Source organism: Mycobacterium sp., from assembly GCF_049683355.1.
GTDB lineage: Bacteria > Actinomycetota > Actinomycetes > Mycobacteriales > Mycobacteriaceae > Mycobacterium.
The window spans coordinates 1-9,685 of the sequence record NZ_JBAUJB010000264.1; the positions used below are offsets into that span (position 1 = coordinate 1).

The 9,685-nt window shown below is 67.1% G+C and carries 9 protein-coding genes and 1 pseudogene; 6 read left to right on the forward strand and 4 right to left on the reverse strand.

The window, feature by feature from the left end; translation table 11 throughout:
* On the forward strand, window positions 1–1,227 hold a 1,227-nt coding region (locus tag WA944_RS15880; protein ID WP_526647109.1), incomplete at its 5' end, for a phosphoenolpyruvate carboxykinase (GTP).
* A 69-nt stretch (window positions 1,228–1,296) separates the two neighbouring features.
* On the opposite strand, the gene WA944_RS15885 is transcribed toward WA944_RS15880, so the two are convergent.
* On the reverse strand, window positions 1,297–2,037 hold the full coding sequence (locus WA944_RS15885) for an SDR family oxidoreductase (protein WP_526647110.1): 741 nt from the start codon (window positions 2,035–2,037) through the stop codon (window positions 1,297–1,299).
* Between the two features lie 43 nt (window positions 2,038–2,080).
* Here WA944_RS15885 and WA944_RS15890 point away from each other — a divergent pair, with 43 nt between their 5' ends.
* The 3 genes from WA944_RS15890 (at window position 2,081) to WA944_RS15900 (ending at window position 5,503) form a co-directional block, all read left to right on the forward strand.
* A complete protein-coding gene (locus WA944_RS15890; protein WP_526647111.1) occupies window positions 2,081–3,007 on the forward strand; it encodes a helix-turn-helix domain-containing protein in 927 nt (308 codons plus the stop codon).
* A gap of 61 nt (window positions 3,008–3,068) precedes the next feature.
* Complete coding sequence (gene fadD4, locus WA944_RS15895; RefSeq protein ID WP_526647112.1) at window positions 3,069–4,589, forward strand: fatty-acid--CoA ligase FadD4; 1,521 nt, start codon at window positions 3,069–3,071, stop codon at window positions 4,587–4,589.
* A 20-nt stretch (window positions 4,590–4,609) separates the two neighbouring features.
* The gene (locus WA944_RS15900; RefSeq protein WP_526647117.1) at window positions 4,610–5,503 is read left to right on the forward strand and encodes an enoyl-CoA hydratase/isomerase family protein; all 894 of its coding nucleotides are present in this window, start codon (window positions 4,610–4,612) and stop codon (window positions 5,501–5,503) included.
* On the opposite strand, the gene WA944_RS15905 is transcribed toward WA944_RS15900, so the two are convergent.
* On the reverse strand, window positions 5,481–5,966 hold the full coding sequence (locus tag WA944_RS15905) for an SDR family oxidoreductase (RefSeq protein ID WP_526647113.1): 486 nt from the start codon (window positions 5,964–5,966) through the stop codon (window positions 5,481–5,483). The two genes, WA944_RS15900 and WA944_RS15905, sit on opposite strands and share 23 nt — an antisense overlap.
* A 5-nt stretch (window positions 5,967–5,971) precedes the next feature.
* On the opposite strand from WA944_RS15905, the pseudogene WA944_RS15910 reads away from it, so the two are divergent.
* Window positions 5,972–6,497: pseudogene (locus WA944_RS15910) on the forward strand (MmyB family transcriptional regulator); the annotation flags it as partial.
* Here WA944_RS15910 and WA944_RS15915 read toward each other — a convergent pair.
* Both WA944_RS15915 and WA944_RS15920 read right to left on the reverse strand, forming a co-directional pair.
* Window positions 6,467–7,204: a GntR family transcriptional regulator gene (locus WA944_RS15915; protein WP_526647114.1), complete on the reverse strand. Its 738-nt coding sequence runs from the start codon at window positions 7,202–7,204 to the stop codon at window positions 6,467–6,469. The pseudogene WA944_RS15910 and the gene WA944_RS15915 overlap by 31 nt on opposite strands.
* A gap of 2 nt (window positions 7,205–7,206) precedes the next feature.
* Complete coding sequence (locus tag WA944_RS15920; RefSeq protein WP_526647115.1) at window positions 7,207–8,367, reverse strand: acyl-CoA dehydrogenase family protein; 1,161 nt, start codon at window positions 8,365–8,367, stop codon at window positions 7,207–7,209.
* Window positions 8,368–8,437: 70 nt separating this feature from the next.
* Here WA944_RS15920 and WA944_RS15925 point away from each other — a divergent pair, with 70 nt between their 5' ends.
* Complete coding sequence (locus WA944_RS15925; protein ID WP_526647116.1) at window positions 8,438–9,445, forward strand: MaoC family dehydratase; 1,008 nt, start codon at window positions 8,438–8,440, stop codon at window positions 9,443–9,445.
* Window positions 9,446–9,685: the final 240 nt, after the last annotated feature.

Genomic DNA, 9,685 nt, shown 5'->3' on the forward strand with positions numbered 1-9,685 from the left:
AAGTACATCACCCACTTCCCGGAGACCCGCGAGATCTGGAGCTACGGATCCGGCTACGGCGGTAACGCGCTGCTGGGCAAGAAGTGTTACTCGCTGCGCATCGCGTCGGCCATGGCGCGCGACGAGGGCTGGCTCGCCGAGCACATGTTGATCCTCAAGCTGATCTCCCCTGAGAACAAGGCGTACTACATCGCGGCGGCGTTCCCGTCGGCCTGCGGCAAGACCAACCTCGCGATGCTGCAGCCCACCATCCCGGGCTGGCGCGCCGAAACCGTGGGCGACGACATCGCGTGGATGCGTTTCGGCAAGGACGGCCGGCTGTACGCCACCAACCCCGAGTTCGGCTTCTTCGGTGTCGCGCCCGGCACCAATTGGGACTCCAACCCCAACGCCATGAAGACCATCGCGGGTGGCAACACGGTGTTCACCAACGTCGCCAAGACCGACGACGGCGACGTGTGGTGGGAGGGCCTGGAGGGCGAGCCCGACCACCTGATCGACTGGAAGGGCAACGACTGGATCCTGCGTGAGACGGAAACCAAGGCGGCGCACCCGAACTCGCGCTACTGCACCCCGATTTCGCAGTGCCCGACCCTGGCCCCGGAGTGGGACGACCCGCAGGGCGTGCCGATTTCGGCGATCCTGTTCGGCGGGCGGCGCAAGACCACCGTCCCGCTGATCACCCAGGCCCGCGACTGGCAGCACGGCGTGTTCATCGGTGCCACCCTCGGCTCCGAGCAGACTGCCGCCGCCGAGGGCAAGGTCGGCACCGTGCGCCGCGACCCGATGGCGATGCTGCCCTTCATGGGCTACAACGTGGGCGACTACATGCAGCACTGGATCGACATCGGCAAGAACTCCGACGAGTCCAAGATGCCCGCGGTGTTCTTCGTCAACTGGTTCCGCCGCGGCGCCGACGGCCGTTTCCTGTGGCCCGGTTTCGGGGAGAACAGCCGGGTGCTCAAGTGGGCCATCGAGCGCATCGAACACAAGGCCGACGGCAAGACCACGCCGATCGGCATCGTTCCGACCGCCGCGGACATGGACCTCGAGGGGCTCGACGTGAAGGCCTCCGATGTCGACGAGGCGCTGGCGGTCAACGCCGAGGAGTGGCGCCAGGAGCTGCCGCTGATCGAGGAGTGGTTCGAGTTCGTCGGCGAGAAGCTGCCGACCGGTATCAAGGACGAGTTCGACGCCCTCAAGCACCGGCTCGCCGAAGAGGCCTGACCCCCCACTTCCGCGAAAGCGCGCGTCTGCACATCGGCACGCCGTGAAGCGCGTACATTCTGCGCGCACTCACCACGGGTAGACGGCGCCGCTGTCGCTGTGGAAGTGACCGGACGGTCCGTCCTCGCCGATCGTCGCCATGGCCACCGCGACTTCGGCTCCTTCCGCCGGCTCGCCCGCCCCTGGCGTGGGCAGTCCTCCGTTGAGCTCAGTCGCGCGGTAGCCCGGGCAGACGGCGTTCACCTTGATGCCGTCAGACCGCAGTTCGTTGGCGTACAGCACGGTCAACGCGTTCAACGCGGCCTTCGAGGACTGATAGGCAGCCTCGTTCAGTTTGGTCACCTCGATTCCCGGGTCGGCGATCATCGCGATCGACCCCATTCCGCTCGAGACGTTGACGATGCGGGGTGCACTCGACCGGCGCAGCAGCGGCAGGAGTGCATTGGTGACGGTGGCGACTCCGAAGACATTGGTTTCGTACGTCCGTCGCATGTCCTCGGCGGTCACGGTCGACGCCGGGTCGTGGCCGCGGGTGATCGCGGCGTTGTTGACCAGGATGTCGAGCCGCCCGTGCGTGCGATCGACCTCTTCGACGGCGGCGGCCACCGACACCGAGTCGGTGACGTCCATTCGGACGAACTCGACATCGAGTCCCCGACGGCGCAGCGCATCGGCTGCGCCACGTCCCCGGCCGACATCTTGGGCAGCCAGATAGACGTGCATCCCCTGATGCGCGAGTTGTTCGACGATGTGGTTGCCGATTCCCTTGTTGCCGCCGGTGACGAGGGCGACCTTCGATTTCGCGTGCATCTGCCCACACTCGCCCGCCTTGGTGTCTCGAGCCAGACACAGGTTGTGCCAGCCAGCGGGTGCCGTACCCCGGCATACTCGAAGACTGGATCAACGGCCCAGGGCACGGTTCCTGCGCGACCGTCGCGCTGGACTCGCGCCGAGCGATGTCGGGCTGCCCCATGACGGGCCCCGCCGAACGGCCGGCCTGCGGCGGGAGGAAGTCGCGGCGCTGGCGCACATCTCGGTGTCCTACTACTCCCGGCTCGAACAAGCTCGTGCTGCCCGCCCGTCCGGACATGTGATCGACGGCCTGAGCCGAGCGCTGCGACTCAGCGATGACGAACGCACGTTGCTGTTCACCCTGTCCGGACGCGCCCCGGATGACGACAACACGAGAGTGCGGTGTGACGTCACGCCGAGCGTTCTCGAACTCATCCACCGGATGCCCGACACCGCAGCGTTGATCCTCGACGCGAAGTACGACATCCTCGCCTGGAACGCGCTGGCGGCAGCACTGTGGGAAGACTTCTCTGCCCTACCACGCCCGCAGCGGAACCTCATGAGGATGTTCTTCCTCGAGCCGGACCCGTCCCGCCGGCACCACGGCGTGAGTGGGAGCGAGGATTTCGCAGAGTTCGCCGCCAGCCATCTCCGCGCCGTCGCCGAGCGCTACCCGCGCGACGGCGGAGTACGTACGTTGATCACGGAATTACGAACGGGCAGCGCCGAATTCGAACGGCGGTGGCATCAGGTGGACGTCGTCGTCCCGCGGCATCAGATGAAGTCCATGACCCATCCCATGGTGGGCCCGATCGAATTGCACTGCAACCTGCTGATGATCCCTGATCGCGACCAGCTGATGGTTCTCTTCACCGCCGACCCAGGGTCAGCATCCCACCAGGCGCTGTCACTGTTGTCGGTCATCGGCACTCAGGACATGACATCGGTCAGCGCAGGTCGCGCTGGGTCTCCGTCCCGGACGCCCTGAGCGAGGACAGGCGCCGCGCACCACTTGACACCTGTCAACTGGGGCGAAGTAGAGTCTGACCATGCAGATTCGCGACACCGCCGTTGCCACACCTGACAAGCCCGCCATCATCATGCACCCGTCCGGAACGGTCGTGACTTTCGGGGAACTGGAAGCCAGCGCCAACCGCCTGGCGCACCTTTTCCGGGATGCGGGCCTGATGGAGGGCGACGTCGTCGCGATCCTCATGGAGAACAACGAGCACATGCACGCGGTGATGTGGGCTGCCCGCCGCGCCGGCCTCTACTACGTACCCATCAACACCAACCTGACCGCTGCCGAGGCCGCGTACATCATCGACAACAGCAGCGCCAAGGCGATCGTGGGCTCCGGCAAGCTCAGGGACACCCTGGCCGGCCTTCGCGACGAGCTCCCGAATGGTCTGCCCGCGGTTCTGGTGATCGCTAACGGACAGCTCGACGGGTGGCAGAGTTACCCCGAATGTGTTGCCGAACAGCCGGACACTCCCATCGACGATGAGATCGAAGGCGACCTGCTGCAGTATTCCTCGGGCACCACCGGCAGGCCGAAGGGCATCAAACGCGAACTGCCGCATCTGCCGCCGGCCGAGGTGCCCGGCCTGATGGCCGCTCTGGTGTCCTTCTGGATGCACCCTGAGGCGATCTATCTCAGCCCGGCACCGCTCTACCACACCGCGCCGTCGGTGTGGTCCATGCAGACGCAGGCCGGGGGCATCACCACCGTGGTGATGGAGAAGTTCGACGCCGAGGGAGCGCTGGATGCCATCGCCCGGTACCGCGTCACGCACGGCCAGTTCGTCCCGGTGATGTTCACCCGGATGCTCAAACTCCCTGCAGACACCCGGTTGTCCTACGACGTGTCGAGCCTCGAACGGGTGATGCACGCTGCAGCGCCGTGCCCGGTGGAGATCAAGCAGCAGATGATCGACTGGTGGGGGCCGATCGTCGACGAGTACTACGCCTCCTCCGAAGCGCACGGCTCCACACTGATCACCGCCGAGGAGTGGCTGACCCATCCCGGCTCTGTCGGACGGCCACTGGCGGGGGCACTGCACATCCTCGACGAGGACGGCAACGAACTGCCCCCAGGCCAGGCCGGTGAGATCTACTTCGAGGGCGGGTTCGATTTCGAGTATCTCAACGATCCGGGGAAGACAGCCTCGTCCCGCGACGCACGTGGCTGGAAGACGGTGGGTGACATCGGTTATGTCGACGAGGAGGGCTTCCTCTACCTGACCGACCGCAGGCATCACATGATCATCTCCGGAGGCGTGAACATCTACCCTCAGGAGGCGGAGAACCTCCTCGTCACCCATCCTTTGGTGATGGACGCCGCGGTGTTCGGAATCCCCGACGACGAGATGGGGCAGAGCGTCAAAGCGGTGGTGCAGACCGTCGACCCGGCCGATGCGACCGGCGAGTTCGCGCACGAACTCCTCGACTGGGTGCGGGACAGGCTGGCGCACTACAAGTGTCCGCGTTCGATCTCGTTCGAGGCGCAGTTGCCCCGCACCGACACCGGTAAGTTGTACAAGCAGGAGTTGATGAAGAAGTACGCGTGACGGTCGAGCGTGGGGGTGACATGGTCGAGCTGGCCGGAGGAGTAACGGTCGCCGTCGAATCACCCTGTGCAGGAGCCACTTTCACATTGTCGGAGGAGGAGTCCGACGACCCTCGGGTGGTCACGGTCGCGTCGGTGTCCGAGGCTCTCGGCGACCTCACCGCCCGCTGTCGTCGGTGGCCCCAGGCGGCGGCGGTGTGTGACGACGTGTTGCGCGCCCTCGATCCGCAAGGCCCGACGTTCACCGGCGTGGTCACCGAGTCGCTCGCGTACTCGACACTGCAGTCCGGCGCCGAGTTCACCCGCTGGCTGGCCGAACGCGGCCCGGCGCGCGTGCCGGAGATCGCGAATCCCGTTGAGGCACATCGTGACGGCGGGCGGTTGGTGATCCGGTTCAATCGGCCGCAGCGGCACAACGCGTTCTCCACCGACGCCCGGGCTGCCCTGCTGGAAGCGCTCGACGTGGCCCGATTGGATCCGTCCGTCGACGAGATGGTGCTGACCGGCAACGGACCGTCGTTCTGCAGTGGTGGTGACCTCGCCGAGTTCGGCACCTTCACCGACCCGGCCGGCGCGCATCTGGCCCGCACCAGGCACAGCCCCGCCCTGGCGCTCGCCGACATCACCGCCCGGCTGGGACGTGCGTGCCGGGCCGAGATCCACGGGCAGGTGCAGGGCAGCGGGTTGGAGATGGCCGCGTTCTGCGGTTGGGTGCGCTGTCATCCCGATGCCGCGCTCGGGCTGCCGGAACTCGGCCTGGGGTTGATTCCCGGGGCCGGGGGGACGGTCAGCATCACCCGCCGGATCGGCCGGTGGCGCACGGCGTATCTGGTGCTGTCCGGGCGGCCGGTCGATCCGGCAATCGCGTTGCGGTGGGGTCTGGTCGACGAGGTCAGCGCTGCCGGGCCGGCCTGACGATCACCTCGTTGACGTCGACCTCGGCCGCCTCGTCGATCGCCCACGCGGGGTGCTTGGTGGCGCAGTACACCGCCGTCGGCACCACCTCGTACGCGCCGACTGAGGCCACCGTCACCAAGTGCCCGCGGCCCAGACGCTGGAAGTGCGGCAACGCCGCAGCGATACCGTTGAGGAGCCCGCGCACGTTGACGTCGATCATGTGGTCCCACTGGTCGACCAGCAGTGCGTCCAGGCGCGACAACGGCATCACGCCGGCGTTGTTGACCAGAACGTCGAGGCGGCCCACCGACAGGCTGCCACCGGACTTCTCGGTGGCGGTGGTCTCGACGAGTTCACGCAACCGGTCCTCGCGGCGGGCCCCGGCGATGACATGGTGGCCCGTCTGGGCGAGGTGTGCGGCGACGGCGGCGCCGATGCCGCTGCTGGCACCGGTGATGAGGATGATCTTGGAATCGGTCATGCATCCGACTGATGGCGGCCTGGCCCGACAACCTGGCGCTGGTCTACAACCGGGCATACGACGTCCTGGCGGCCAATCCGCTGGCACACGCGCTGTTCGGTGATTTCGGCGCGAAGGGCAAACCTGATGTTGCTGGTCTTCGGTGAACCACGGGCCCACGACTTCTACTTGGACTGGTCGGTTGTGGCCAGAGACTCGGTGGCCGGCTTCCGGTTGCACCACGCCGCGGCACCGTCGGATCCGCGGCTGCAGGAGGTGCTCACCGAACTCCGCGACACCGGTGACGAGTTCCAGGCGTTGTGGGAGCGTCACGATGCTCGAGGGAAGTCGTTGGTGAGCAAGAGGTTCCGGCACCCGCAGATCGGGCCGATCGAGCTGACGATGCAGACGTTCGACGTTCGGGCCGCTCCGGGACAGGAACTGGTGGTCTACGACGCCGAACCGGGCAGCCCGGATGCCGATGCGTTGAAGATGCTCGGCAGCATCGCGGCGACCGAACGTCAGCCGGAGCGGCGCAACGTCACCCGGTAGGTGTACTGCTCGGGCAGGAAGTGGCTGACCGACAACTCGACCGGCCGACCGGTGCTGTCGGAGTAGAGCCTGTCGACGCGCAGCATCGCATGCCCGGCAGGGCAATCCACGGCCGCTGCGACGTCGTCGTCGGCCGTTGCGACCGTGATCGACTGTGCGGCCTCGGCAATGGGTTCGGACAGGTGCGGCTCCAGCAGACCGATGACGGTGTGGGTGCCGACCGCTCCGGTGCGCAAGGCACCGCTGTCCGCGACGTGCCGTGCGCTCGAGTCGGGCAGGTGCACGGTGGTGAGCACGAACGGGATGCCGCGACCGGCCGCGGTGTGCAGACGCCGGAAGACCACGGTGTGCACCACGTCGTCGTCGAGCCGCAACCGACTCGCCGCCTCGACGTCGACACGTCGGGTCAACCCGCGCACCACCTCCATGGTGGTGTCCTGCGACAGGTTCATCAGATCCTCGATGGAACCGAGTTGGCGCAGATAGCGTCCCGACTCCCGGGCGTACGTCCCCCGGCCCGGAACCCGGTAGACCACCCCCTCGGCGACCAGGTCCTGGAACGCCCGGCGCACCGTCTGTCGTGACAGCCCGTGTCGGGCAACGAGTTCGGACTCGGTCGGCAGCCGGACGCCGTGGGGGTAACGGCCCGCGCCGATCTCAGCGCGCAGCTGTTCCCGCAGCAGCCGATACGCCGGTTCCGCACGCATCCTCAGATGCCGCCCCGGGCGACGAGTTGTGCTGCGATGACATTGCGCTGGATCTCGTTGGTGCCCTCACCGACGATCATCAGCGGTGCGTCCCGGAAGTACCGCTCAACGTCGTATTCGGTCGAGTAGCCGTACCCACCGTGGATGCGCACCGCGTTCAGCGCGATCTCCATCGCGGTCTCGGAGGCGAACAGCTTGGCCATCCCCGCCTCCATATCGGCGCGCTGTCCGCTGTCGTAGCAGTCGGCCGCGTGCAGCGTGAGCGTCCGGGCCGCGGTCAGCTTCGTCGCCATGTCGGCGAGGTAGTGGCCGATCGCCTGGTGCTTCCAGATCGGCTGACCGAAGCTCTCCCGGTCCTGGGCGTACGCAAGCGCATCTTCGAGGGCGGCCGTGGCCACCCCGAGCGCACGCGACGCCACCTGGATGCGGCCGGTCTCGAGGCCCTTCATCATCTGCCCGAAACCCTGTCCGGGCGCACCGCCGAGAATCGCGGTCGCAGGCACCCGGCAGTCGTCGAACACCAGCTCACAACTCTCCACGCCCTTGTAGCCGAGCTTGGGCAGATCCCGCGATACCGACAGTCCCGTGGTGCCCTGCTCGATCAGGACCACCGAGATGCCGCGATACGCGGGGTCGGCGGTCGGGTCGGTCTTGCACAGCAGCGCGATCAGCCCCGAGCGTCGCGCATTGGAGATCCACGTCTTCGACCCGTTGACGGCCAGGCCCCCGCCCTCGGATGCAAGCGCGGTGGTCTTCATCGCCTGCAGGTCGGACCCGCCGCCCGGTTCGGTCAGGGCCATCGTCGCGCGGACCTCCCCGGTCGCCATGGCCGGCAGGTAACGCTGCTTCTGTTCCTCGGTGCCGTACAGCGCCAGCAGCTTGGCCACCACGGTGTGGCCCCCCATCGCGCCGGCCAGGCTCATCCAGCCCCGGGACAGTTCCTGGGTCACCAGCACGTAGCACCGGGTCGACACCGGGGTGCCGCCGTACTCCTCCGGGATCGCCAGCCCGTAGATGCCGATGCGCTTCATCTGTTCGATCCACGCCTCGGGGTAGGAGTTGGCGTGCTCGACGTCCCGGACGGTCGGCTTGACGTCGCGGTCGACGAACGTCCGGACCGTGTCGACCAGGAAGGCCTCTTCGTCGTTCAACTGGGCAGGCACCCGCGCCACCTCCTTCGAAATGTACGGCCATATTGACACGACAACGCGCCGAGTGCCAGCATGAACAGCTGTGACTTTGTACGGCCAAATCGCGGGCGGTCCGCACTTCGACGATCTGCAGGTGGGTCAGGTCTTCGACGCGGCGCCGTCGGTGACACTGACCGCAGGCATCGCGGCGACTCATCAGGCGATCCTCGGCGACCGTCTTCGGCTGGCCCTGGACGCCGAGCTCGCCACCGCGGTGACCGGAGCGCTCGGCCCGCTGGCCCACCCGGCCCTGGTGTGCGACGTGGCGATCGGCCAGTCCACGGTAGTGACGCAGCGGGTGAAGGCCAACCTGTTCTACCGCGGGTTGAGGTTTCACCGGTTCCCGGTCATCGGCGACACACTGTTCACCCGCACCGAGGTGGTGGGGCTGAAGCAGAACACCGCCAAACCCGGACGGGTCCCCACTGGCCTGGCTGCCCTGCGGATGACCACCATCGACGGGGTGGGCCGGCTGGTGCTGGACTTCCACCGGTGCGCGATGCTGCCGCTGAGCGGGACCGCCGTCGAGACCGGCCACGCCGATGACCTGTCGGTCATAGGCACCGCCGCGGGTCCGGCCCCCGATCCCACCGCAGACTGGGACGGCAACGCGTTCCGGGCCCGGGTGCCCGGCCCGCACTTCGATCCCGCGCTGTCCGGAGAGGTGCTGCGGAGCACCGCCGATGTGGTGAGCAGTGCACCCGAGCTCGCCCGGCTGTCGCTCAACATCGCTGCCACCCATCATGATTCACGTGCGTCCGGACAGCGGTTGGTCTACGGCGGTCACACCATCGGGTTGGCGCTCGCCCAGGCCACCCGGCTGTTGCCGAACCTGGTCACCGTGCTGGGCTGGGAGTCGTGTGACCATACCGGCCCGGTGCACGAGAACGACACCCTCTACAGCGAACTCAGCATCGAATCCGCCGAACGCCTGTCTGACGGGCGCGGTGGGGTGGTGCGGCTGCGTTCGCGGGTCTACACCGCGGGCGGGTCGGAGCCCAAGGACGACCGCCAGGTCCTGGACTGGTGCTTCACCGGCCTGCTGTTCTGACCCGATTCCGCGAGTAAGCGCGACACGCGCTTGCAGTTAACGATGGATGCCGTTGCGGCATAGGACAATTGGCTTACAATTAGCAATAGTCTTAGTGCCGCAGGAAGGCACCCATCTGGTGAGCAGGATACGCAATCGAAAAGCTGCGGGGAAGCGTTCGACGTGCCTCACCTACATTGAGCGCGTAGCCGGTGGTGGTGCCTCACCTACTTTGAGCGCGTAGCCCGGAAGGCTTGCCCG